The sequence below is a fragment of the Paractinoplanes ovalisporus genome, assembly GCF_016834655.1.
Lineage (GTDB): Bacteria > Actinomycetota > Actinomycetes > Mycobacteriales > Micromonosporaceae > Actinoplanes > Actinoplanes ovalisporus.
The window spans coordinates 23,593-47,282 of record NZ_JAENHP010000015.1 but is presented as its reverse complement, the minus strand read 5'-3'; the positions used below and the strand labels follow the sequence as shown (position 1 = coordinate 47,282).

Genomic DNA, 23,690 nt, shown 5'->3' with positions numbered 1-23,690 from the left:
AGTCCGAATCCGCGCTCTCGGCGCGCACGAACGAGCCGGAACCAACTACTGCTCTGCGCCCAACTGATCAATTCTCTCCAAGATATATTCCGTCAGCTCGACTGGTCGCTCAATGCCTCCGGCAGTCGCCATGGTTCCGATCGCTGCGGGGACCTGCAAAACAGGGTCCGGCAAGCCGGAATCGACTGCCACCCTTCGGGCTTGCTTTAGACCTTCCACAGCCACCTCCGCATCTATGCCATTGCCGAAACCGACAAGGCCAATGTAGGCCAAGAGCTTACTAGCCACTTCAGGGACTTGTAAGGAACGAGCCGCCCCCACCATCGCTGCATATTGCCACTCCGAGAGAGAATCGGGATCATTTTGCCCCACGACTTTGTAAAAGACTAGCAGGTCTCGAATAGGCTGCGTTTGCCATGCCCACCAAGACGGCCGGCTCAGAACTAGGGCGCCAGCACGCGGGCGCCACTGATCCTGTTCGGCCATGACTAGTAGATCCTCGAGATGCAAAGGTACATCGACAATCATGTCTGAGGCAATAGCGCGATTGAGCGCAGCCGTTTCGGAAAGAATCAGCTGCAGGTGAACTCCGTCTCGGTTGTCCAAAATCCGACGGTCACGCAGGCAATCAATTAGTGCAGGAGTTCCAAAGCATGGAATGTTGAACTGTCGGGCAAGCCGACGCAGACCGATGTCGTCACTCCAAAGCGCAAAGCCACCATCGTGCGCTAGTTGAATAGGCTCCGTCCAGGTATCATCCATTGGCCCGTGCGGCACATTGTCGAATAGACTCAGATGAGAAACAACGCGCGAGCTGACACGCTCAGAAAAATCTTCGACCGCCTGTACGCGACGGAGTTGCCTCAAGTATTCGGAGTCATCCAGGCTCCAGAAAGTCGCAGCGTTCCGAGCCGAGTCCCATCCGAGCGTTCCTGGACTGCCTGCGAACCCACGAATATCAAGGGCTGCGCGGTGAATATCTCTGAGTGTCCCTGATGAAGCTAAAATCCTCATGAACTGACCTTCGAGGCTACCCGAGTTCACCGGCCCGCTTAATACACAGAGCGTTGATGCGTCGACCACGACCGCACCTCCAATAGCCTCATTAGCCGCCTTTATGTCACGGTCATGTTCTCCCTCATCTGAGGCGCCGGAGACAAGGTAGCCCAAGGTTCTTTGCACCAGCATCGTCGTATAACTTGCCCCTCTTAGGCTGGCAAGAAACGCACGAGGAATTCTGCCATCACGGGCAGATTGCACGACCTCTAAGAGCTGGCTAGCATCCTCTGCATCTAGCTGTGCACCGCTTTTCATATGTTTGACTAACTCTACGGGATCGCCGTTAAGGACCGTTACTCCAGTCGCCTCGCCAAATTGTTCTACTAGGTCTTGCAGCGCAGCAAATGCTTGTACATGTAAATCAGCTGAAACGGGAAGCTGCGCCAGCCGCCGCCGCTCTTCAAGATCTTCACCTGTATCGGGGCTACGGACCGCTTGGCCAGATTCACCTTCCGGCTGCACGCCGTGCGTCCTCATAACGATATTACCTAGCAGAGCAGTTGAGACGACTGGATCATTGATTCGCTGCGCCAGAGTCAAAGCTTCTGAGGCGATTGCTTCACCCCAGGGTACGGCTGAGTTTGCCTGAAGCCACAGCCTAGCCTCATCCACCGTTACCACGGTAGGTTTATGAGCTGATATTGTTTGGGCTGCTCGCGATAGCCGGCCCTGATTGACTTGCGCAAGAACAATGCGCCACACATCATCAGATGTCGGTAAAGGGCGCATCTCAAGCGCCTGGGTTAAAAGCTTCTCAGCTTCCTCCCACATATCGCGGTCAGCAGCGCACTTACCAAGAAATGTCAGTAGACCGGCCCGCTCAGCAGGAAATCCCGAAGTTATGTCAATAGCAATACGAGCAGCCAGCTCGGCAGTTTCGCTGCCAGCCTCGATTAACAGTTGAGCCCGGGAAATAAGTAGGTAAGGTTCATGGCTGTACTCAAATAAGGCTTGGCAATTGTCCGCTGCCTCCATCAGCCTGCCCGCCGCAGCCAACTTCACCATAAGAAATTCTGCAGCAGTTGAATCACCACGGGCCAAGCTTCGAAGTTTCGGCACAGCCGCGTCAAGGTCCGACGACGCAACGACGAGCGCGTCGATCAGATGGATGTATGATTCCGGGATTATCGACGCATCGACAAATGGCCTGATCACACTACGTTTGTCGTGCCCAAGAGAAGCGAGCTCGATCGCTGACTTGGCAATCGCTTCGTAGTCTTTGGCGGCAATCGCTCTAGAAATCTCAGCGTTCCACAGTTCCGACAGCTCTTGTGTTGTCAAAACAAGGAGACCGGCATGCACCTTAACTACCTTGTCCTCAAGCTCATCGCCTAAGTGGTGAGAGAGATCCTCAGCCATAGCTCTTTGCCCAGAGGCCCACGCTGCCAGAACCGCTTGGCGACAAACGTCCTTGTTACTGGCTTCGTCGGCATTGGCAGAGCCCCTTGGAGCGAGCGTGCACACCGTCAACACCTTGTTGAATTGACCATTCAAGCCATAGGCCTTGATGAGCACAAGTAGCACCGGGATAGTCGGTCCTGCCCAAGACCTTCTTTGCGCGAGTGCCATTTCTAGATGCCTTACCGCTTCAACCAGATCGCCAACCTGACGCATACCGGAGCGCGACCTACGCAAAAGCTTATCCGCATAAGCCAGCATTGCTTCACTATTCTGGGGCTCAACCTCAATAGCAACGCGGGCGTGTCGACAGGCCGCCTCGGGATCGCCCGACCTAGTCGCTTGCTCGGCAAGAAATGATTGAACCAAGTAGCTACTACGATTTTGCGGGCTATCCCTTTCGAGAGATTTGTCTGCAATCAGAGGTCTAGCATCTTCCAGCGGGTGTTCAAATAAAGCCTTTGCAACAAGCAACTCAAGCGATACAGGATCCATCTCAACCGAGCGCGTAAGAAAGAACTCGGCGCGCGTTCGGTTCACATAAAGAACATTTATAGACGCTATAGCCCACAGCTTTCCGGCACGCGCCGGATCGGCTTGAGCTGCGAGGTCGAAGGCCTCCGCACTAAGCTCGGGTAACCCATGCTCGGCCGAGTAAGCCGCTAAGACTTCCCACGACTTGGGAGCTTGGCGCTGTATCCAGCCTGGACTCGCGGCCAGTAGTGACTCTACGGTCCCTTGCGGATTGTTCCGTCCCTCCGCAAGGTGAAGCGCCAAGATGGCGAGATCTAGATGTTCATTCGGCGACGCATTGGTGAGCTTCGTTCCAACAGACGGCGGCAGTTGGGTGAGCGCGAAGTCAAATAGGTTTTCCGCACGGGATTGAATGCCGCTAGCGAGTTCGGTCCACTCCAAGTCGGCTTCCAATACTTCGTTTGATCGAGGTATTAGAACTTTGTATCCCTTGCCAGTTGTCGAGACGGTACGGCTTGATATAGCTTGCCAATAGCATTCGCGTTGCTCAGTGTCGACCAAAACAACAATAACCGGCAACGCGTGGTTTAGCCAGAGCTTCGCCTTCTTGGCGTCGAAACGAAACGTCCACCCGCCTTCGACCGGCTCCGAGAAATAGCTCGGCCCGCTTTTAATCTGAATCGCTAATAGTCGACCGGTGCCGACTTCGCCCATGGCTTTCTCAACGTGTGCGTCAATTCCCTGGTCGCTAACTTCTTGTTCACGGAAGAACCATCCAATGCTCAGCGAGGCGCCTTCTACGATATTCACGCCGCGGCGGTTCCTGAACTCCGTCATGGCTATCCTGAGAGTGAGTTGTGTAGTGGGACCCGCAACATGATACGCACGTGTCGGGCATGTCGCCATTCCTTCGAACCTCCGGATGGATGGTCCGACAATAGATCTCTCTTGAGACGAAGTTCCTGTGCTTCTCTCGTCGGTGAACCGCTGGCGATGATCATGAGGTGTCACCAACGAACTCCAGCCGCTACGGAGTCGAACCACTGCCGCGGGCTTCACCCGCAATGCCCGATTCTCATTTGCTTGGCAACTGTGGGCGTCAAGATGCGCTAGGACGTCGGGAACTGTGGTGCTCACGATCGCATGACAGCATCGGTGTGAGATGCAGGCCGGTATCCAGTAGCGCGAACTTTGGGACACCGGCCGCCGACCCATCCGTGCATACCCCCGGATGAGCCTGCGGCCGGCCCGCGCCCAACCCACTTCATCTCGTACGGGTCGGGTCCAACACCAACTGCCGTACGCACGGGCCTCTTGCCCCAAGGCACGGGTCGAGCCTCGGCCGGCAACTGTCGGCTTCGCTGCCATGGAGGGCGCTGGAGCTCTTACGACTCTGTCCACTATGGTCCACGCGTGTCAGACAATCCATTGCAAGATCAAGCCGCGCCCTCGGAAGCAGACCATCAACAGGTAGACGACCAGTTTGAGCCAACCCCACTAACTGCGTGGGAGCGCGTGGGCGCGCTTCTCTTCGGCACTCTCGCCGGTGGCGGCGGTGCCTGGTCGGTCTTCGCCACGGACAACCAAGCGGGGTCGGCCGTACTGGTCCTGAGCGGAGCCGCCTTCGCCCTCATGGGCTTACAGGGAACACCTCTGATCAGATTGGGTACTGGGGAACACGGTGTTGAGCTTGAGCGGCGTCGACGACGCGTCGAGAGGGCGATCGAACAGGCGCGGACAGAAGACAGCGTCGAAGTGGCAGCGGGCATCGTCGAGGCCGCCTCCATTATTGAGCCTTCACTCATGCAGTTGCCACGCTACAGAGCGGACCTTTATCTGACTCGATTAACGCTTGCACTCCAAGCGGCAGGAGCCACGGTAGTCCGGAATGATCATGATCGCGGTCCTGATTTGACGCTCATTGTTGACAGAAAAATGGTTGACGTGGAGGTAAAGTACGGCGAGCGGGGTAGCCTCGGCATGAACGCCATCTATCAAGCTCAAAGCTTCGCCCGCGGCAGCGTGGTACCCATACTGGTGATTACCAACCTTCCTCTTTCGTCCAGCGTTATGAGCAACAACCAGTCTGTCGTTCCTGTTATCCCAAACGACTCCGAAAGGCCCACTGTAGAAGCCGTTACTTGGACGGGAGAAGCCGATAACCCGGTCCTAAGTAGGGCACTCCTAAGGGCACTCGCGCGCATAGCTCCGAGTGATGAGTAGCGCCGAAGCGCGATGGGCGATTCCGCATGAACCTGTCGCCGAAAGTGATCGGCCTTGAGCTGGGAATGCAAGGCAATAGATCAAGATCCCGCGAACGAGGGAACACGGTAGGTCCGGCGGACGTCTGCGACGCCAAGATGCGCCGGGACGTCCAGAAGGATGCGGTGCTCATTACCGGGTGGCTCAGGCAGTGTGGGCAAGACAGCCGGTATCCAGATCGCGCGAGCATTGGGACACCGGCTGCCCGAGGCCCCGGCCGTGCGTGCCCCCAGATGAGCGTGCGGTCGGGCTGCCCAACGCCTACGCCTCAACGGACGCGTCGGAACACGAGGCCCAGACCCGCTCGAAAGAGTCGAGGTAGGTTGCGGCCATTCCCTCAGGAACATGTCGCCGCACGTGCAGTACGGGCGCGTGTGAAGCTGGCCGTCCGAAGACATGGGCGTTGATCAGTAGGTCGTTGTCTGCGCGGTAGATCGAGTTGTAGAGCACCGTGTCGTGCAGCCGCAGCTCAGCGCCAGCATCGACGACTGGTCGAAATCCGACCAGCGCAGTGCGGATACGAGCACTCATACCGTTCCCGATGCGCTCTTCCGCGCCGCGATCAAGCACGTGGGCGCCCTCCGGCTTTCCGAGAGCGATGCGCACCCGTACGCCAGCCTCCGCCTTGTAGCGCAGTTGAGCGGATGCGGCCACGTCGTCGGCGAGAAAGAGGGCGCTGTAGGCGAGGAGATTGATCTCCTCGCGGGCGCTGACGAAGAGGCGTGTCCAGGTATCCACCGGCACGGCGGATCGATGGGGGTAGACGGTTACGACCTCGTCGGCGTGGTGCCCATCGGCCGCGGCCGGTGGGAGGTCTGGCCACAGGTCGTACTGGGACCATCCCGTCAAGCCGGCGAGAGCGTTGCGGTGGCGCGGGTAAGGCTTACGCCCGGTCATCCAGCGACGCACGGTCTTCGGGTCGACGCCAAGTCGTGCGGCAACGTCGATCTCGTTGATGCCCGCGCTTCGCATCGCGCGGGTGAGTGGACTGGTCACGCAACGACTCCCATCGCTGGCGATGACCCATCGTATCCAAGAAGTCCCAAGACGTCCTAGCGCCGTGGTTCACGCGGCGTGATCTGGCACGAAGACTCTCAAGCAGACATCGTGCGTCGAGGGATAGGACTGGGCAGGCTCAGTGAGTCAAGATGACCAAGCGAATGAAGAGGTAGCGCGGCGTGCTACTGATCGGCTTGCGCTTGCGCTCGAAGACGCCGGGTTCGATGTAGGCCAAGACTTCCCGGCGCTGCACGACGCCATGGGCCGCAGCGGTTACGCCGTCGTCCGGATCGGCGATGTCCATCCGACTGTGGCCGGTCGGCTCGCCGTTCTATTAGCGGGGCGTTCCGCTCAGTAGTTCGATCTAGGCGAAGGAGCAGCAACAGGACGTCACGTGCGCTCGACGGTACGTTCACATAGGCTCGCTATGTGGATCAGGTTGAGCGTGCCCGCGACCTCACGCGCTCGCTGTTGGCTGAGCCGATCCCCCGCCGTTGGTTCCACAGTCAGGGAGTTGGACGGAAGGCCGAGACGGTCGCGCATTTGGTTGGTGATGACGCGTCAGCCCTGATCGCTGCTGCTTGGCTGCACGATGTCGGGTACGCGCCGGACCTGGTGGTGACTGGGATGCATCAGCTCGACGGTGCTCGCTATCTGCGCGATGTCGCCCAAGCTGATGACCTGGTGTGCCGGCTGGTCGCCCATCACTCGTGCGCCTTCATCGAGGCTAGGAACCGCCGGTTGTCCGACCAGCTTGAGCAGGAGTTCCCACCTGTCGGCGGCCTGGCCGCGGATGCGATCACTTATGCAGACATGACTACGACGCCGGATGGGGAGCCCACCGACGTGGAGCTGCGGTTGGCCGAAATCCTTGCCCGCTACGGCGACGGCGACCTCGTTGCCGAATCGATCCGGGAAGCGAGCCCGTTGATCACCAAATCAGTGCGCATCGTGTCTGCCGCGCTCCATCGCGCCTGAGGATCATTCGGTTCGGGAGAGGGCTCCCTGCTCGTCGCGGCTCCATCGGCGGCCTGAGCTGTCCAGGAACTCGATCTGTACCGGTTCCGGCTCTACGTACGTTCGGAGCCAATCGGCCGGCGCGGGACGTTGGATGGTTCGGCCTGGTGGTACGAGGCCGATGAACTCTGAGCGCTGTTCCTCGTTGCCGTATGCGGGCATGGGCAGTTCGACCTCGTAGATTGGCATGCCGCTGGCGTTGTGGATGTGGAACGCCAGCTCGCGTTCGCCGTCGGGCTTTCGGGTCATCTCTACCCAGGCGCTGATTCGCTCGGCCTGCACTCGGCGCGCGTCTTCAGAGCGTTCGGCCTCTCGCCGGTGCTCGCGGCGCAACAGCATGAAGCCGACGAGGAACGCGCCGACCGTGCCGACTGCGGAGAACGAGTCTGCGAAGGCACCGAGCCAGTCGCTATCCAAGGTGCACGTCCGCTGAGGTCATGAAGTGCTTCAACCTCTTGCGCATCGAGCGGTCCATGGGCAGCGCTTCGGCCTCCGACGCGGCGACCCACCGGACCTCGGTCGTCTCCGGGCTGGCTGCGAGGGTGCCGCCGATCGGGCGGGCGGCGAAGACGACGGAGAACTCCTGTCGTACCTCGCCGTTGCTTGCGTAGAGGATGACGTGTCGTGGGTCGGTGAAGATGCCGACCAAGCCGGTGACCTCGACGTAAATTCCGGTCTCCTCGGCTGTCTCCCGTATGGCGGCGTCTGGCAAAGACTCCCCCAGGTCCATCGCACCGCCGGGGAGCGCCCAGTTCCCGTTGTCCGAACGCCGGACCAGCAGGAGACGGCCGGCGTCATCTGTGACGACGACGTTCGCTGACGGGACGAGGGACGTTGCTGCTGGCGCATCAGGGTCGTCGTAGAAGTCCGTACGTCCGGCCATGCGCCTCAACCTAGGCCAGCGGGGTCGCGTCGTTCCAGACGCGCTCGAAGCTGTCCAGGTAGGTGTTGACCATGCCGCCGCCGGCGACTCGGCGTAGGTGCAGCACCGGCGCTTGCGAAGCGGTGACGCCGTAGATGTGGGTGTTGACCAAGACCTGATCGTCGGCGCGGTAGATCGAGTTGTAGAGCACCGTCCGGTGCAAGCGGAACTCGATGCCGTCGATCTGGCGAAGTGGGCGGTACAGCACGACGGCGTTCTTGATCTTTCCCGCTTGAGCGTCGTCGACGCCCTCGTCGGCGCCGCGTTGCGCCACGACCTCGCTGTCCGGGTCGCCCAGGAGGATGCGGACCCGTGCGCCGGCCTCGGCCTTCTGGCGGAAGATCCGCTGGATGCCGGTGTCCTCGGAGAGGAACAAGCCGCTGTAGACCAAGACACCGATGTCTTCCTCGGCATGATCGAACACTCGGCGCCACAGATCGGACGGGACGGTCCAGCGGTGCGGGTAGATGTTGACGATCTCGCTCTCGCTTGCGCTGGCGAGTTGATCAGGATTGAGCGCGTCGGGCCACAGGTAGACCTCGTCAACGCCTAGATGGGCGGCAACCGCGTAGCGGTGACGGCGATAGGGCGTCCGGCCGTTGATCCAACGCTCCACGCTCTTGGGGTCAACCTCAAGCGCTTCCGCCAGCCCAGCAGGAGTGATGCCGCGTTCAAGGATCGCGGTGCGTAGTCGCTCGTTCGGCATCGTCTTCCCGTCGGGACGTCCCAGCCAGCATGGTCACCCTACGAAAGACGTCAACAACCCGTCCAGTTAGCAACTGCTGACGCCCCGGCCGCCGGCCGCACTCTCGATGGCATCGATGCGAACCGCGCATCGCCGATCGAGAGGAGCCAGTGATGGAAACCCAGCACTTCGCCAGTGAGACCCCGACCTGTCTGTGCGGCGCTCGGCTCGGGGCAGGACACCCAACGATGTGCCGCAAGTGCGTTGCCCGGACGCGCTGGAACCGGTGGCATCTGGCGTGTGGCGGCCACGGAGGCGCCGACAAGGCCATCCGATCGCGTCGGCGCCGCAACCGTGGCGATGACGGCGTTGACGCATGACGATTGCCGTCTCAGCCGTCCTTCTGCTCGGCGTCCTCGTGTTCCTGCTCTGGCGGTACGCCCGGCTGCCGCTTTGGCAGGCCGCCGTCTGTGCCGCCTTCGGCTATTTCCTGGCCTCGTCGTCTATCGGGCCCGAGATCGGCGACGGACTCCGGGCACTGGCACGGTTCGTCGCAGGCCTGGACCTCTGACGTGGCCAGCGAATCGACGATCCGTCAACGCGATTGGTGGGTCATCGTCGGGATGGCCGTCGCAGCGATCTCCGCGGCGGTGGCCAGCTTCGCCGGTCTCCGAGGGCTGGCGGAGGTTGCGGGTTGGCCCGACCGGCTGGCGTGGCTGCTTCCCGTCACCATCGACGCGTACGCCATGACCTCCGCGCGGGTGTGGCTGGCCGGAACGCTCGGGACCCGGCGCGCACGCGGCTTCGCTCGTGCGAACGCGATCGGCGCCATCGTGACGAGCATCCTCGGGAACGCCGGCTATCACCTCATCGCGGCCGGCATCGTCTCTGTTTCCTGGCCGGTCGTCGTATTCGTCGGCGCCGTCCCGGCCGCCGTACTCGGACTCACTGCCCACCTACATGCGCTCACCACCGCCGCAGAGCCTTCCGCCGACGAACCAGCTGCACCGGCCAACGATCCGCAGTCCCGTACTCAAGTCCGGACCGAGCGACCGAGGCGACGGACCGAGGCCGAGCTACTGCAAGCCGCTCGGAGAGCCGACGCGCGACACCGAGCCGAACACCATGGACGCCCAATCAGCCGCGACGGACTGCGCTCGGCCCTGCACATCGCTGGGCCGAAGGCAACCGAGCTTCGGCGACGCCTCGCCGACGAGGCCACAGCCCCAGTCAACAACGACCGGAAGGAGGCATCAGCCCGCCCATGACGAACCAGCCGCGCATCCCGCGCCCGACCATCGACCCGGAGGCCGTACTCACCCACCTACACGCCGCACGAAGCCGACCCACGCCAGCCGCCGTTTGGACCGCCATCGCCGACGTTCCGGCGCTGCTCGCCGAAATTGAACGCCTCGCCGATCTGCTGAGCCGTACCCGATGGGACTTCGCCGACCTGCTCGCGGCCGCCCAAGCCACCATCGCCGCCGACTACGACGGCGAAGCTGACCCGCTGTCCTACCTTCGCGATGCCGTCACCGAGCACCGCCCATGGCCTATGCCGGATGATGGGCAGCCGGGCGCATGAGAGCCTACGGGCGCCGGCACCGCCGGTGGAGCCGACGCAATCCCCAACCACTGCTCTTCGTGCCCCGCGAATCGCTCCTTCGCCTCGTCATGACCGCGATCGGCCGAGCCTTTTCCGATACCGGTCAGAAGCTGCCCCGATCTGCGCCGGTCTCACGCTGATGGCTACCGGACTGCTGCTGTACCACTCCCATCGCACCTCTTGGCCGTTGGTAGCGCTGATCGCGGCCGGAGCAACAATCGCGGCTGGGCTCCGCAGACCTCCCTGGGGAATCGAACGCTGGACGGAGCGTGCGTACGCGACGACCTCTACCGCCGTCGCAGGCGGCTGGCTCACCGCAGCCACAGCGCTCAGTCCAGGACACTCCCCACTGCCCACAATCCTCGTGCTGGCAACCATCGCGCTCGGGTGTTCCGTGGTGGGCGCATCGGCGGCGCCGTGCCCGCGTCCGCGTAGACCGCGTCATCCATGCCTGGCCCAACCTCGCGGACACGATCGGGCTCAACGGCTCCCGCGTCATGTCGGCAGTCGTGGACACCTGGGGCTGGAGAGCCAGGATGAAGCTACGGCCCGGACAAAGCGTCGCCGACATCGTCGCCCACGTGCCAGCCATCGAGTCGGCCTTGGGCACCCGGCCCGGCGCCGTGCGTGTCGAGCAAGACCCGGCCCATGCCGGCCGCTGCACGATGCGCGTCCTGGCCGTCGACCCGCACGCCGGCGCCATCCCGTGGCCCGGCCCTACAGCAACGACGCTCGCCGACCCGATCGAACTGGGCGTCTTCGAGGACGCGACAAGCGTCCGCGTGCCGCTCCTGCGACGGCATCCACTGATCGGTGGCACCACGGACTCAGGTAAGAGCGGTGTCCTGAACGTCATCCTTGGCAACCTCGTCGCGTGCACCGACGTCGTGCTCTGGGGCATCGACCTCAAGGGCGGCATGGAGCTCCAGCCATGGGCGCCGTGCCTCGCTCGGCTGGCGACCACACCCGACGAGGCCGCTCGGCTGCTTGCCGACGCCGTGGCCGTACTGGAAGCCCGCGCCCACGCGTCCAGCCGCGACAACTCCCGCGTCTGGGAAACCACGCCAGACGCACCGGCACTGGTAATCGTCATCGACGAGTACGCGGAGTTGGTCGACACGGTGCCGGACGCCGTCGGCCACGCCGAATCGATAGCGCGGCGCGGCCGAGCGCTCGCCGTCGACTTGCTTGCCGCTACACAACGTCCGACGCAGAAGGCGATGGGCGGTGGGGCGTTGCGCTCGCAGATGAGCGTCCGTGTCTGTCTCCGAGTCCGCGAGCGTCGCGACGTCGATCTCATCCTGGACAAGGGCATGCTCGCCGCCGGCTGGCACGCCCACACCCTGGACGCCCCAGGCAAGCTCTACGTCCTGGCCGACGGGCACAACCAACCACGACGCGCCCGCGCCTACCTCGTCACCGATGACCACGTGCGCGACACGGCAGCTCGCTACGCCGACCGACGACCGGAACTCGATCCGCTGTCACAGGCGGCGATCGACCGTCCCTCTCGTGCCCTCGAACCGCCGAAGGCCACGTCAGCCGACCCAGAATCAGCCCTCCTGAGCGCACTCGATGAGGCGCCCGACGGCGGACTGGCCATCCCGGAACTCATCAAGGCGACCGGCATGCGCCGTACGTGGATTTACGCCCGACTTCAAGCGCATGCCGCCGCCGGCCGCGCCCGGCAAGTCGCGCGGGGGCGGTGGAAGGCGTGAACTGATCGTCCGTGCGGACGTCCGTCCGCTCGCGCGCGTCTGCGCATATCAGCGCGCGGACGGACGACGGACGGACGACCGCACGGACCCGTCATAGAAGGAGAAAGGAGGCCTGGAGATCACCATGGATGACACGACCGCAGAGGGGAGAAATCGCAGCATACGAACGTGCGAGACGCTGGAAATCGAGAATGGGCAGCTCAAGACGTCCCAAGAAGTCCTACTCTCGGAGGCTGCCGCAGATGTGCTGTGGGCGCATCATCGACCGAGCCCGGAAGACTCGGCAGACATGAGGTTCGCCTTCTACGGACGCGTGTCGACCGAGGACCAACAAGACCCGCAGTCGTCGAAAGCCTGGCAGCTTTCCCGCGCACGCAGCCTGATCGAGCCAGCCGGTGGAGAGATCGTCGCCGAATTCTTCGACATCGGCCAGTCGCGCTCCCTGCCATGGAAGCGGCGCCCGGAAGCGCTGCGCTTGCTCGACACGATCAAGAGCCCTGCTCGCGACTTCGACGCCGTGGTGATCGGCGAGCCACAGCGCGCGTTCTACGGCAGCCAATTCGGCATGACGTTCCCGGTCTTCGTCCACTACGGCGTCGGCCTGTGGGTGCCCGAGATCGGCGGAGCGATCGACCCCGGCTCAGACGCCCACGACCTCGTGATGGCGCTCTACGGCGGCATGAGCAAGGGCGAGCGCAACCGCATCAAGGTTCGCGTCCGCTCGGCGATGAAGGCGCAGACCGAGTTGGAAGGCCGGTTCCTCGGCGGGCGCCCACCGTACGGCTACCGGCTCGCCGACGGTGGCCCGCATCCAAACCCCAGCAAGGCGGCCGAAGGAAAGCGACTCCACCGTCTCGAACCCGACCCGGTCACGGCACGGGTTGTGGCACGGATCTTCAACGAGTACGTCGCAGGCCAAGGCATGACCTCGATCGCGCGCGGACTCACGCAAGACGGCATCGCGTTCCCGTCGGCCTACGACCGGGCACGCAACCCGCACCGGCACACACAGGTATGGGAGACGACCGCGATCCGCGCCATCCTCCAGAACCCGCGCTACACCGGCCGCCAGGTCTGGAACCGGGCGCGCACGGATGAGGTTCTGATCGACGTCGATGATGTTGCGCTCGGTCACGAGAACCGTCACCGCTGGAACGACCCGAGCCAGTGGACATGGTCGCGCGGGGGTCCCACACACCGCTGGTCAGCACGGATCTCTACGAACGCGCCCAGCGAACCGTCAAGACGCGTGGCGCCATCGGCGAGGGCGGCAAGGCTCCGCGACGGAGCCGGCACGCCTACCTCTTTCGCGGCCTACTGCGGTACGGCCTGTGCGATCGCATTATGGAGGGCAGCGTCAACCACGGACGCATCTACTACCGGTGCAAGGCATCCCACGACAACTTCAGCCAGCACGGCATCGCGCACCCGACCGTCCTCTACCTCCGCCAAGAGTCGATCACGGACCCGGTTGACCGGTTCCTCAGCGAGGAGCTGGGAGGCGACAACCTGACCGAGACGCTTCACCGCATCGCCGATGCAAGCCACCGCGCCGCGCTCGCCCAGCATCAACAGCACGACGAGGCGCCCAAAGCTGCGCGAGACGAGTAACGATTGCGACGCCAAGGTCGCCCGATACAGGACCGCCCTCGAGGCCGGAGGAAACCCGAAACTTGTGGCCAAGCTGGATCAGCGAGACAACCGCGATCAAGAAGGCGGCGCAGGCACGACTCGGCTTCATCGAGGCGCCACCCGAACGAATGAGCGAAGAGCGGATGGCCGCAATCGTCGAGGCTCTCGAAAGGCTCCTCGGCCTGCTAGGGCAAGCGGAGCAGCAACACCGCGCCGACCCATCGCGTGCCTCAGAACCGCGACCGCCGCACCGTGGGGTTTCAGGGGGCTCGGCCCCCTGAGCAGACATGACAAAACGCCCTGGTTTGCGCTTTCCGCAAACACAGGACGCCGCATTTTGTGTCCGGAGCCCAACACGAGCGACATTCATACGGTGACGTGTTGCCCGACGGGGCCGCACGGCGCACGATCGTGGCTGCGGCTGACCGGGACCGGCGAGCGCGATGGCTGCCCGGTCTCAGCTTGAACGCGCCACCCGTACGCCGGGCCAGCGTGTCAGCGGGTCGTGCCGGCGGAAACGGGCCTGGGACTGCTCCTCGCTGATCCGTCGCGGGTTGCGCCGCCACACGCCGTTGAGCAGGTCGTCCAACCCGAGCGGCGCGCACACCTCGATCCGGTCGCGGGCGTCCAGCCGTACGGCAACCGCAGTGGCAGTTTCCGGCCAGGTGCCCACCGCGTCCTCGATCGACGTGAGCGGCTCGACCGGCTCCCCGCCGAACTTGCGCGCATACCAGGTGTGCACGGCCGCCTGATTCTTCGCCTCCCACGGAATGCCCGGCCGGTGTTCGCTCAGCAGCGCGGTCACCCGGTCGTCGTTGGCGCGGCTCACATCCCGCGAATCGAAGAAGACGACGTCCACATCGCGCACTTTCCCCGGCTCGAATCCGGAGCCGAAAAGCGTTCCCCACACGAGATCCCGCAGAACTCCGGCGCCGGCCCGGGCGTCCGGCCGCACTTCCCGTACGGCTTGGAGAACGTCACGCATCCAGGCATTCGACTGCACCAGCGTCTCCATTACCGCCATCGCAGCGGCCCCGGGTGAATGCTCCACCAGAAACGGCGCCACCGGCCACGTTGTGAGCGCAACGCATCCGCGTACGCGACCGCCTGGGAACCCGCCCGCGCGGCCTGACCATCGTCGGCGGCGCCCGGCGCGAAACCGACCGTGTTGATGCCCGCAACAAGATCGTCGAGCGGCGGCAGATCACCGGTGGCGGGCTCCGGCACGGCCTTGCGCAGACGCTTGCGGGGCGGTTGCGGTTTCTGCGCGTACGCCGCCGCCTCCGTTGCCGCCAGATGCGACGGCACCGGCTGCCCCGCCAATCGCAGCGCGTCACGGAACTCCGACCACGCTCCGGTGATCCGCTCGTCGGGGCTGCCTACGGTGAGTCGCCGCCGGCGCAGCGAACGCCGCATCAGCACGATCGTCCCGGCCGCCGCGACCAGCAGGAGCAGCACCGTTCCCGACGCGCCCGACGCCACCACCACGGTGGACGGCCCGCCGCCTTTCGCGGCCGCCAAGACCGCGGGTGGCCCCGACGACGACGGCGTCTCCGAGGGCGCGGGCGGTTCGGACGGTGGGGTCGGCGGCTTGGTCGGCTTGGGCGTGAAGTCCTCCTCGACCGGCCGCGGGTTCTTGCTCTTGGGCAGCGGGTCGAACGCCACCCAGCCCAGCCCGTCGAACAGCACCTCCGGCCAGGCCAGCGCGCTCGCGGCCGTGACCGTGCCCCCCGCGGCCGGCGCGTCGAACCCGACCACGACCCGGCTGGGCAGGCCGGTGAGCCGGGCCAGCAGCGCGAACGACGCCGCGAACTGCTCGGTCGTGCCGACCTGGCCGCCCTGCTCGCGCGGCCCGAACAGGAAGAAGTTCAGGTTCGGGTAGGCATGCCCGCTCGGCGCGTCGGCAACTTTGCGATAGTGGTCGGCCAGGAACTCCTCGATCGTGAGCGCCCGGTCGAACCCCGCGCCGTTACCGTCCGCAAGCTGGTCGGCCAGCCGCTGAATACCGTCCGGCACCGGGGTTCCGACGGCCAGATACCGCGCGACCGCATCGCCCGAAGGCACGTCCGCCGTCGGCAGCAGATTCAGATCGGGCGTCTGCAACTCCGAGGTCACCGTGTATTTCAGCCCCGCCTGCAGCCCCTCCGGCCGGATCATGGTCCCGGTCGCCGCATCAAAGGCAACCCGAGCTCCCTGTACGCCCGTAGGAGTCGGCACCACCGGCAGAAGCCGCCCGGTCAGGCCGTCGATGATCACGTCCTGCCGCACCTCGGTCAGCTCGGTGTCGGGCAGCCGCGGTTGCGCCGGCAACACCCGGCCCGCATTGCGGTACGTCGCCCCGACCCGCCACGTCACACCGTCGTAGTCGGGCAGCACCGCCAGCCGCAACCGCAGCCGCTTGCCCGGCGACGCCGACGCCCGCGATACCTTGAGCAACGGCTCCTTCGGCGTCAGAGCCCATCCCGAGATCCGGTTGAGCGGACTCTCGTCCAAACTGTCCACCTGCGGCGGCTCGACATACTGCCTCGGATCAACCGGAGTCTCCCCGACCCGCCCTCCGATCAACGGCCCCACCGCAACAATCAGCACAAGGACGGCGACCAGCCCCGCTGCAGCACCCGCAAGAGCCCTTCCCCGTACGGCTTTAGTAATCGCCTCCGTACCAGAGTCCGGAGCCTGGGCCGGCCGCGCACTGGCCGCCAGCGCCACCACGGCCAGCGCGGCAAAGATCAGCGTCGGCGTGCCGGCCGTGTCCGCGTTGGGCCCCACCACATAAAGCGCGCCGCCATAGAGCGCGGCCACCGGCAGCAACCCCAGCAACACCCGCCCCGCCCGGACCGCGATCTCGGCCCCCGCCAGCCCCGCCAGCCAGGCCGCGATCACCGGAACCACAATCGTGTCCGGGGTCGGCTCGACCGGAATCATGGCCGTCAGCAGCCGCGGAATCCCGTTCTGCACACTGTCGCGGATGATGACGGCCAGCGGATCGGTGAGCTCGGCCTGATTCGCCGCCAACCGCAGAGCCAGCACGGCGTACGCCGCCATCAGCACCGCCGACATCGGCGCGACCACCCAGTTGGGCACGCGCCGGCAGGCCAAACTGAGCCCGACCGACCCCACAGCGGCCCCGGCCATCAACTCCAGCAGCAGCGGCCCGGCGAAGATCCGCCCGAGAACCGCCCCCGACAGCGCGATCATCCCCGCCAGCGTCACAGCTACGACGGCCGCGCGGGCCCACTTCACCATCCGCGCACCTCGCCCCAAACGGCCGCGACGCGGGCCACGGCGGGCTGCTCCCGGCTCACCATCCGCGGACCCCGTCCCAGGCGGCGGCGAACTCGGAGCCGTCGGCGGCCTCGATGACGATCAGGCCGTCGCCGCCGGAGACCGGGGCGCTGTCGCGGTCGCCGAACAGGCCGGCCATGACCACCGGGTACGGGCCGCGCAGGGCGCTGACCGCACCGAGATCGTCACGACCGCCCGGGCCGGTCAGGAACACCAGCGTGTCGCCGAGGCGCTGAGCCCGTACGCGGCGAAGGGTTGCCGACAGATCGCCCGGGCGCAGGTCGGCCTGGGTCAGCACGTCGAGGTAGGGGCCGCTCGCCACGCTGGTGACCAGGTGCAGGCTGACCGGGATGTCCTCGCGAACGGCGGCCGCCACGATCGACGCGGCGGCCTCACACGCGGCCTCGAACGACTCGGCCGTGCCGTCACGCACCTCCGGATGCACACTCGCCCGGTCGTCGAGCAGCACGACGATCGTGGGTTCGGAGGTGTCGAGCTGCTCGCGGACCATCAGCTCGCCGACCTTGGCGCTGGACCGCCAGTGGATCCGGCGCATCTCGTCCCCGATCACGTATTCGCGCAGCGAGTCGAACGTGATCGTGCCGTGCGGGACCTTGTCGATGCGCCCGTCGAGGCTGCGGGCCATGCCGGCCGGGACCGCCCGCAGCAGGTGGATGCGGGGGTGGACCCAGACTTCGGCCAGACCCCCGTACGTGCGGGCGAGCGTGATGAGCCCGAGCGGATCCCCACGGGTGACGCGCAGGGGTCCGATCGGCACGACGCCGCGCCGGCTGGTCGGCACCGGGTAGTGGGCAGTGGTGTCCTTGCCGGGCCGCAATCGCAGCAGCGGTACGGGGACAGCGTTGTTGCCGCACCGGTCGGAGGCGATGAGGTTGGCCGCCCGGACCCGGCTGGTGTTGCGCACGGTCAGGGTCATCTGGGCCGGTTCGCCCCGGGCCACCCGGTCGGGATCGGCGACCCGCTCGACACCGAGGCGCGGCCGCCAGAACGCGAACACGACCCCGCAGGCCAGCGCCACCCCGGCCGCCGCCCCGAGCAGGGCCAGGTCCGGGTAGCCGTACTGGAATCCGGCCACCAGCAACCCGACCGCCGCGACGACAACACCGTAGCCGCGGGCCGTCACGCCCGTGGCGCGCCGCCACTTGCGCAGCCCACCGCCGACTCGCGCCTGTGCCGCCCCTCTGCCTCGCCCGGCCGCCGTGTCCGCGCCCGGTGGTGCTCCCGTGGGGCTGCCGCCGGGCGTGTCCGCGCGCGATGGGGCGTCCGAGGGGCCGCCGCCGGTCGGCGGAGCGCTGCCGACCGGCAGCGGCGGCTCTCCGGCGGTCGCGGGCGTGCTCACGCCCCGGCCGTGACGCGGTTGTTGTCGGGCAGCGGCACCGGCACCGACCGCACCGCGTCGGCCAGCACCTCGGTTGCCGTCACCCCGCGCAGCTGGGCGTCGGCCGACAGCAGCACCCGGTGCGCGAACACCGGCTCGACCAGCTCCTTGAGGTCTTCCGGCAGGACGTAGCCCCGCCCGTTGATCAGCGCGAACGCGCACGCCGCCCGGGTCAGCGCGATCACCCCGCGGGGGCTGACCCCGACCCGAACCTGCGGATGGTTGCGGGTGGCGGCCGCGAGCCTCACCGCGTACGTGTAAAGCGGGTCGGCGATGTGCACCCGCATCGCCATGCGCACCATCTCACCGACCGTGGCCGTGTCGGTGACCGGCTCGAGCGCGTCGGGCGAACGCATCGCCGCCCCGCGCAGCACCTCGACCTCGACCTCTTCGCTCGGGTAGCCGACCGACAGCTTCACCAGGAACCGGTCGAGCTGGGCCTCGGGCAGACGGTAGGTGCCGTCCATTTCGACCGGGTTCTGAGTGGCGACCACCAGGAACGGCTGCGGTACCGGGTGCGGCACGCCGTCGACGGTGACCCGGCGTTCCTCCATCACCTCGAGCAGCGCCGACTGGGTCTTGGGCGAGGCCCGGTTGATCTCGTCGGCGATGACGATGTTGGCGAACACCGGCCCCGGGTGGAACTCGAACCCGCGGCTGGCCTGGTTGAAGATCGTCACACCGGACACGTCGGACGGCAGCAGGTCGGGCGTGAACTGGATGCGCCGCCACTGCCCCTTGATCGAGGCGGCCAGGGCCCGGGCCAGCGTGGTCTTGCCGACGCCGGGCACGTCCTCGAGCAGCACGTGCCCCTGCGCGAACAGCGCGGTCAGGGCCAGGCGTACGACTTCGGGCTTGCCCAGCACGACCGCGCCCACCCGGTCGGCGAGCGCGGCCGCCACCTCGGCGAACCCATGGATGTGCTGGGGCGGCAGTTGTTCCGTCACGGTTGGTACCTCGGGGTTGCTCAGCAGGTTGGCAGGTCGTTCAGGTCATCCCCGCCTTCGAGGTTGAGCCACGCCCACGGGATGTAGTTCTTGCCGCTGTAGTTGACCTGGATCCACCAGGTGCTGCGCTTCTCGTTGTTGTAGATGTACGCGTAGATCGACTCGCCCGACTTCTTGCAGTACGCCTGCAGACGCGTGCCCGGCTTGGCCCAGCCGACCTGCTTGTCGTCGTCCTGCTTGGTGACGGAGAAGATCTCATTGCCGTTACGGCCGTCGACGTCCTTGTCGCAGTAGGTCGCGGTCTCCCCGTTCTGACCGTTCTTGCACGTCGCGATGCCGTAGAGCGCGTCCGTGGTCGCGCTGGACTGCGCGGTGACCGTGCCCGCCGCGTTCTTGGCCGTCACCGTGAACGTGTATTTCGTGCTCGGCTTGAGGCTGGCCACCTTCAGGCTGCTGCAGCTGCCCGAAGCCGTCCCGCCGCCACCGCTCGCGGCGACCGAGCAGCTGGCCGTGCCGCCGCCCGCGTCCACGCTGAACGACACCGTCGCCGTGTTGAACGTCGGGTTCACGCCGGTCATGGTGATGCGCGGCAGAGCCACCGTACGGGCGGTGGCCGTGCCCGGCTCACCCTCACCGGCCTCGTTGACCGCGCGCACCTCGACCGCGACCGTGGCCCCCGAGTCGAACCCGGTCAGCGTCGTCGCCGTGCCGTCGGTGACGTCGGTGCTCTTGCCACCCGCGCTCACCACGTACTTGGTGATCGGCCGCCCGTTGTCGGCCGCCGGCTGCCACGCCACCTGGATCGAGCCGGCCTGGTCACCCGCGGTCGCCGCGTCGGTGCCCTCGGGCTTACCCGGCTTGTTGTACGGCACCACGCTGCCGCTGACCGGCGACGCCTTCGACCCGGCCCCGCGCTCGTTGATCGACACGACCGTGAACGCGTACTGCTTGCCGTATTCGAGCTGGCCGTCCTTGATGGTCAGCGACGCCTCGGCCGAGTCGCCGATCGGGGCGCTGCCGCCCTCGGAGATCGCCGTCACCGTGTAGCGCCGGATCTCCAGACCCTGCCCGTTGGCCGGCGGCCACGAGACCACGACGGTTCCGTCCGGTTTGGCTTCGGCGGTCACCGCGGTCGGGGCGTCCGGCACCTCGGAGGTCGGTTTCACGGCATTGCTCGTCCGGGCCGGGCCCTGCCCCTTCTTGTTCACCGCGCTCACCGCGAACTGGTAGGTCTGGCCGTTGATCAGGCCCGTCACGGTCAGCGCGCGCTGGTCGGCGCCGACCTGGAAGGTGCGTCCCGCGCCCACCACCACGTATCGGGTGATGGCCGCGTTGTTGTCGTTCGCGGACTGCCAGGTGACCCGCGCCTCGGCGTTGCCGGCGGCGGCCCGTACGTTGCGCGGCGCGCTCGGCTTGGACACCACCGGCTTCTTCGGCTTGGGCGGCGGCGGAGGAGCCTGCGGCGGTGCCGGCGGACGGTCGCCACCGAGCACGTCATCGGCGTACTTATCGACCGTGCGCACCGCGTGGGAGTTGTCGACGACCCGGGCGATCGACGAGCCCGGCGCGTTGATGAACAGGTAGCCCTCGCGGACCTCGAGTTCGAGCGGCCCACCCGGGTTGGGGAACGAGATGTCCTTCTGCCGCCGGCCGGCCGAGTCGAACACGTGCACCTGGCCGCTGTTGTCGGCGACGTAGAAGTAGCCCTCCCACGCCACGGCCGGCTGCAGCCCGTCGCTGTCGCCCGGCACCACGAACTTGCTGCTGACGACCTTGTCACGCACCACGTAGACCTGGCGGGAGTCGGGCACGGTCACCGGCACCTGCTTGCCGTCGGTGTGCGGGGCCATCGCCCCCGGTCCCGCCAGCGGCAACGTCGCGCTGCTGAACCCCGGCTCGCTGTCGCGCACGGTGTGCAGCGCATTGGTCGTACGGTCGAGCACCGCCACGCCGTCTTCCAGCGTGGACAGCGTCAGGTCGTGGGCCGGCTGCGCCACCGGCTCGGTGCGGCTCTGCACCGGCGTCTTCGGGGCGGCCGCCTCGGACGAGTTGACGGCGGCCGGCGTGATCGCGGTGACAGTGCCCTCGCTGGGCGCGGCGATCCAGAGCTTGCCCTTACCGTCGAACACGCCCCCGGTGATGCCCGGCGGGAACCGCAGCGGATTGCCCAGCGCGCCGAGCGTACGGGGATCAAGCTGTTGAACCTGGCCCTGAACAGTGTCGATGACAAAGACAGCGTCCTCATGCAGCGCGACCCGCACGCCGATGCCCGAGGTGCTGGAGGCGTTCCAATATTCCTGCAGCGTCGTCAGATCCATCGACCCGATCGCGCCGGTCGTCACGTCGCGCAGGATCACGAACCGGTCGTTCTGCACCACCTGCACCTGGTGGCCGCGGGCCTTCGGGACGTCGACGCGGGTGTCCACCTTGGCGGTGACGCCGTTGATGCGTGCCACCTCGCCCTTGGCCTTGGACCACACCCACGAGGCGGCGTCGAAGCTGGCGACGGCCTGATCGGCCGAACCGAGACCGAGCACGGTGAGGCCGAGACCGCCCGCAAGACTCAGGACAGTGCCCATCGTGACCAGATAGCCACGACGCCAACGACGTCGTGGTCGGTCCAATGTCACCCCGTCTGCGCTGGTCACTGCCGTTTCCTCCCCCGTCGGCTCGGTCCAGGACCCGGCCATCATAGGGGGAGGCCGATGGGTGGTTCTACCCGTTGTGGATAACCCCGGTCGCGCTCCGTGATCAAGGTCGCGGAGAGTGGCAGAGGTCTATCTAGGAGTAGCCGAGGCCCGTGACGTGCAGGCCTGAGGCGAGGTCGCGAACTTGTTTCCGGTATAGACGGCTACCACTGCGAAGCAGTAGTTCAGGTTCGCGTTCAGCCCACTCATCTCGAACGATGTTTTACCTGGTCCGAGCGTGCCCGCCGGCTTCAGCTCGAGCCCCGGACGCCCCATGATGACCATGAAGGAGACGGTCCCGTCGGTCGGATCGGACCACGTGACCCCGATGGTCGTGCCCTTGTCGGAGAGCTCCACATCACTGGGCGGCGGCCCCGCCAGAGTTGGCACGTTGCCGGTGTCAGCAGGGTCACTCGTCCGATTGGCGAGAACAAAAACAAGTGCCGCCACCGCCATGACAGCCGCCAGAACCGCGGCGATAGCCGCAAAGATCCCCAGGCCACGGCGGGTGGGCGCGCTTGCTTGCCCGTACGGGGGTGGGTTTTGGTGCGCGGGTGCGAACACTTGGCCGCTAGTTGGGGCGGTTGGATGCTGCTGCATGGGCACGTTGGGCCAGGGCGCCGGGCTCTCGTACACGCCCGGCTGCGGGGCATGGCGCTGCTGCGGCACGGCTGCTTGATACTGCTGCGGCGCTGGTGCGTGGCGTTGTTGCGGCACCGAGGTTTGGTGCTGCTGCGGCATGATCGTCGGCTGGGCGATCGTCGGCTCGTTCAACGGGGCGGTCGCCGGCTCGCTCCAGACTTGCTGGTTCGCAGGCGACGGCGGCTGCACGGTCGACGGCCGGGTTTGCGGCACCGCGTTGAACACGGTCGTCGGCGCCTCATGCGGCGGCAGTTGCTCCTGCCCCACCGGCTGCTGTTGTCGCACTGGTTGCTCTGGTCGCGCCGGTTGCTCCCGCCACGGCGGTTGCTCCCGCCACGGCGGTTGCTCCCGCCACGGCGGTTGCTCTTCCCGCGGCGGCGCGACACTCCCGAACCGGGGTGCCGCCGGCTCGGCTCGCGGCGGGGCAGGCTCCCCCCGTACGAGGGAAGGCTCTTGATCCGGCCCCAGATAGGCCCGAGCCTTGGCCACCGCCGGATGCCCGTCCCCCAGAACGGACGGCCCCAGCTCGGCAACGCGGGTGAAGGCCTTGCGGGCTTCATGCCGGTTGCCCAGCTCCTCAGCCACCACACCGATCTCATGAGAGATCTGCAGCATCAGAGCGTCCGAGTCCCCCAGCCGCCACTGCCCAGCTGCGTAAGCCTCCTCAAGCACCCGCCGAGCGGCTGACGGATCATCGGCCCGCTGAAGCAGAATCCCCAGCTCATGCGCGGTAAGAAGAACGTCCGGATCGTCCTCGGAAAGATTGACCTTCCCCAGTTCCACCGCCTGCTCAAGCAGCGCCCGAGCCCCCGCAAGGTCCCCCGACGAGGCCAGGGCATGGGCACGCTGCCGCGCAGGAGCAAGAGGAGAGGCCTGAGACACGCAGGCCATGCTGCCCGCAACACACAACAACCGCCAGACCCGCCCCCACCCGACCTCGCCGATTGCCCCGTTTTGT

General features: G+C 66.0%; 19 protein-coding genes. 7 read left to right on the top strand and 12 right to left on the bottom strand.

Annotated features, from left to right (window positions below; translation table 11 throughout):
- Window positions 1-45: 45 nt before the first annotated feature.
- The gene (locus tag JIG36_RS33790) at window positions 46-3,741 is read right to left on the bottom strand and encodes a DUF4365 domain-containing protein (protein WP_203380482.1); all 3,696 of its coding nucleotides are present in this window, start codon (window positions 3,739-3,741) and stop codon (window positions 46-48) included.
- Window positions 3,742-4,344: 603 nt separating this feature from the next.
- Here JIG36_RS33790 and JIG36_RS33785 point away from each other — a divergent pair.
- On the top strand, window positions 4,345-5,154 hold the full coding sequence (locus JIG36_RS33785) for a hypothetical protein (protein WP_203380481.1): 810 nt from the start codon (window positions 4,345-4,347) through the stop codon (window positions 5,152-5,154).
- Between the two features lie 300 nt (window positions 5,155-5,454).
- Here JIG36_RS33785 and JIG36_RS33780 read toward each other — a convergent pair whose 3' ends face one another.
- Window positions 5,455-6,189 carry an XRE family transcriptional regulator gene (locus JIG36_RS33780; protein WP_307873019.1) on the bottom strand — a complete coding sequence of 245 codons (735 nt, stop codon included), beginning with the start codon at window positions 6,187-6,189 and terminating at the stop codon, window positions 5,455-5,457.
- A 139-nt stretch (window positions 6,190-6,328) separates the two neighbouring features.
- Complete coding sequence (locus tag JIG36_RS33775) at window positions 6,329-6,496, bottom strand: hypothetical protein (protein ID WP_203380480.1); 168 nt, start codon at window positions 6,494-6,496, stop codon at window positions 6,329-6,331.
- 125 nt (window positions 6,497-6,621) lie between these two features.
- On the opposite strand from JIG36_RS33775, the gene JIG36_RS33770 reads away from it, so the two are divergent.
- Complete coding sequence (locus JIG36_RS33770; RefSeq protein WP_203380479.1) at window positions 6,622-7,170, top strand: HD domain-containing protein; 549 nt, start codon at window positions 6,622-6,624, stop codon at window positions 7,168-7,170.
- Between the two features lie 3 nt (window positions 7,171-7,173).
- Here the strand turns inward: JIG36_RS33770 and JIG36_RS33765 are convergent, their stop codons facing one another.
- From JIG36_RS33765 to JIG36_RS33755, 3 genes are read right to left on the bottom strand one after another with little or no spacing between them, the layout of a single operon-like run.
- Window positions 7,174-7,626: a hypothetical protein gene (locus tag JIG36_RS33765; RefSeq protein ID WP_203380478.1), complete on the bottom strand. Its 453-nt coding sequence runs from the start codon at window positions 7,624-7,626 to the stop codon at window positions 7,174-7,176.
- Window positions 7,619-8,092 carry an NUDIX domain-containing protein gene (locus JIG36_RS33760; protein WP_203380477.1) on the bottom strand — a complete coding sequence of 158 codons (474 nt, stop codon included), beginning with the start codon at window positions 8,090-8,092 and terminating at the stop codon, window positions 7,619-7,621. The genes JIG36_RS33765 and JIG36_RS33760 overlap by 8 nt, the downstream gene beginning before the upstream one ends.
- 10 nt (window positions 8,093-8,102) lie before the next feature.
- On the bottom strand, window positions 8,103-8,837 hold the full coding sequence (locus JIG36_RS33755) for a helix-turn-helix domain-containing protein (protein WP_203380476.1): 735 nt from the start codon (window positions 8,835-8,837) through the stop codon (window positions 8,103-8,105).
- A gap of 355 nt (window positions 8,838-9,192) precedes the next feature.
- Here JIG36_RS33755 and JIG36_RS33750 point away from each other — a divergent pair, with 355 nt between their 5' ends.
- The 5 genes from JIG36_RS33750 to JIG36_RS33730 all read left to right on the top strand — a co-directional run bounded on the left by JIG36_RS33750 (window position 9,193) and on the right by JIG36_RS33730 (window position 13,653).
- Window positions 9,193-9,387 carry a hypothetical protein gene (locus JIG36_RS33750; protein WP_203380475.1) on the top strand — a complete coding sequence of 65 codons (195 nt, stop codon included), beginning with the start codon at window positions 9,193-9,195 and terminating at the stop codon, window positions 9,385-9,387.
- A 1-nt stretch (window position 9,388) separates the two neighbouring features.
- On the top strand, window positions 9,389-10,084 hold the full coding sequence (locus JIG36_RS33745) for a DUF2637 domain-containing protein (RefSeq protein WP_203380474.1): 696 nt from the start codon (window positions 9,389-9,391) through the stop codon (window positions 10,082-10,084).
- The gene (locus tag JIG36_RS33740) at window positions 10,081-10,401 is read left to right on the top strand and encodes a hypothetical protein (RefSeq protein WP_203380473.1); all 321 of its coding nucleotides are present in this window, start codon (window positions 10,081-10,083) and stop codon (window positions 10,399-10,401) included. The genes JIG36_RS33745 and JIG36_RS33740 overlap by 4 nt, the downstream gene beginning before the upstream one ends.
- A gap of 557 nt (window positions 10,402-10,958) precedes the next feature.
- Window positions 10,959-12,140: an FtsK/SpoIIIE domain-containing protein gene (locus tag JIG36_RS33735; protein WP_203380472.1), complete on the top strand. Its 1,182-nt coding sequence runs from the start codon at window positions 10,959-10,961 to the stop codon at window positions 12,138-12,140.
- 124 nt (window positions 12,141-12,264) lie between these two features.
- Window positions 12,265-13,653 (top strand): recombinase family protein, encoded by a 1,389-nt coding sequence (locus tag JIG36_RS33730; protein ID WP_203380471.1) that lies wholly within the window; start codon window positions 12,265-12,267, stop codon window positions 13,651-13,653.
- A 576-nt stretch (window positions 13,654-14,229) separates the two neighbouring features.
- On the opposite strand, the gene JIG36_RS33725 is transcribed toward JIG36_RS33730, so the two are convergent.
- From JIG36_RS33725 to JIG36_RS33700, 6 genes are all read right to left on the bottom strand, one after another.
- Complete coding sequence (locus tag JIG36_RS33725; protein WP_236048701.1) at window positions 14,230-14,757, bottom strand: nucleotidyltransferase family protein; 528 nt, start codon at window positions 14,755-14,757, stop codon at window positions 14,230-14,232.
- Window positions 14,758-14,786: 29 nt separating this feature from the next.
- Window positions 14,787-17,018 (bottom strand): transglutaminase TgpA family protein, encoded by a 2,232-nt coding sequence (locus tag JIG36_RS33720; protein WP_203380469.1) that lies wholly within the window; start codon window positions 17,016-17,018, stop codon window positions 14,787-14,789.
- Between the two features lie 55 nt (window positions 17,019-17,073).
- Window positions 17,074-18,201 carry a DUF58 domain-containing protein gene (locus JIG36_RS33715; protein ID WP_203380671.1) on the bottom strand — a complete coding sequence of 376 codons (1,128 nt, stop codon included), beginning with the start codon at window positions 18,199-18,201 and terminating at the stop codon, window positions 17,074-17,076.
- Between the two features lie 212 nt (window positions 18,202-18,413).
- The gene (locus JIG36_RS33710; protein WP_203380468.1) at window positions 18,414-19,403 is read right to left on the bottom strand and encodes an AAA family ATPase; all 990 of its coding nucleotides are present in this window, start codon (window positions 19,401-19,403) and stop codon (window positions 18,414-18,416) included.
- A gap of 20 nt (window positions 19,404-19,423) precedes the next feature.
- Window positions 19,424-22,093 (bottom strand): fibronectin type III domain-containing protein, encoded by a 2,670-nt coding sequence (locus JIG36_RS33705; RefSeq protein ID WP_438870783.1) that lies wholly within the window; start codon window positions 22,091-22,093, stop codon window positions 19,424-19,426.
- 87 nt (window positions 22,094-22,180) lie between these two features.
- Window positions 22,181-23,614 carry a fibronectin type III domain-containing protein gene (locus JIG36_RS33700; RefSeq protein ID WP_203380466.1) on the bottom strand — a complete coding sequence of 478 codons (1,434 nt, stop codon included), beginning with the start codon at window positions 23,612-23,614 and terminating at the stop codon, window positions 22,181-22,183.
- Window positions 23,615-23,690: the final 76 nt, after the last annotated feature.

Bases quoted from the DNA above. Each gene is read 5' to 3' on its own strand.
- JIG36_RS33775 (WP_203380480.1), bottom strand. From the start codon at position 6,496: ATGGACATCGCCGATCCGGACGACGGCGTAACCGCTGCGGCCCATGGC.
- JIG36_RS33760 (WP_203380477.1), bottom strand. From the start codon at position 8,092: ATGGCCGGACGTACGGACTTCTACGACGACCCTGATGCGCCAGCAGCA.
- JIG36_RS33755 (WP_203380476.1), bottom strand. From the start codon at position 8,837: ATGCCGAACGAGCGACTACGCACCGCGATCCTTGAACGCGGCATCACT.
- JIG36_RS33750 (WP_203380475.1), top strand. From the start codon at position 9,193: ATGACGATTGCCGTCTCAGCCGTCCTTCTGCTCGGCGTCCTCGTGTTC.
- JIG36_RS33740 (WP_203380473.1), top strand. From the start codon at position 10,081: ATGACGAACCAGCCGCGCATCCCGCGCCCGACCATCGACCCGGAGGCC.
- JIG36_RS33735 (WP_203380472.1), top strand. From the start codon at position 10,959: ATGAAGCTACGGCCCGGACAAAGCGTCGCCGACATCGTCGCCCACGTG.
- JIG36_RS33730 (WP_203380471.1), top strand. From the start codon at position 12,265: ATGGATGACACGACCGCAGAGGGGAGAAATCGCAGCATACGAACGTGC.
- JIG36_RS33725 (WP_236048701.1), bottom strand. From the start codon at position 14,757: ATGCGTGACGTTCTCCAAGCCGTACGGGAAGTGCGGCCGGACGCCCGG.
- JIG36_RS33720 (WP_203380469.1), bottom strand. From the start codon at position 17,018: ATGGTGAAGTGGGCCCGCGCGGCCGTCGTAGCTGTGACGCTGGCGGGG.
- JIG36_RS33705 (WP_438870783.1), bottom strand. From the start codon at position 22,093: ATGGCCGGGTCCTGGACCGAGCCGACGGGGGAGGAAACGGCAGTGACC.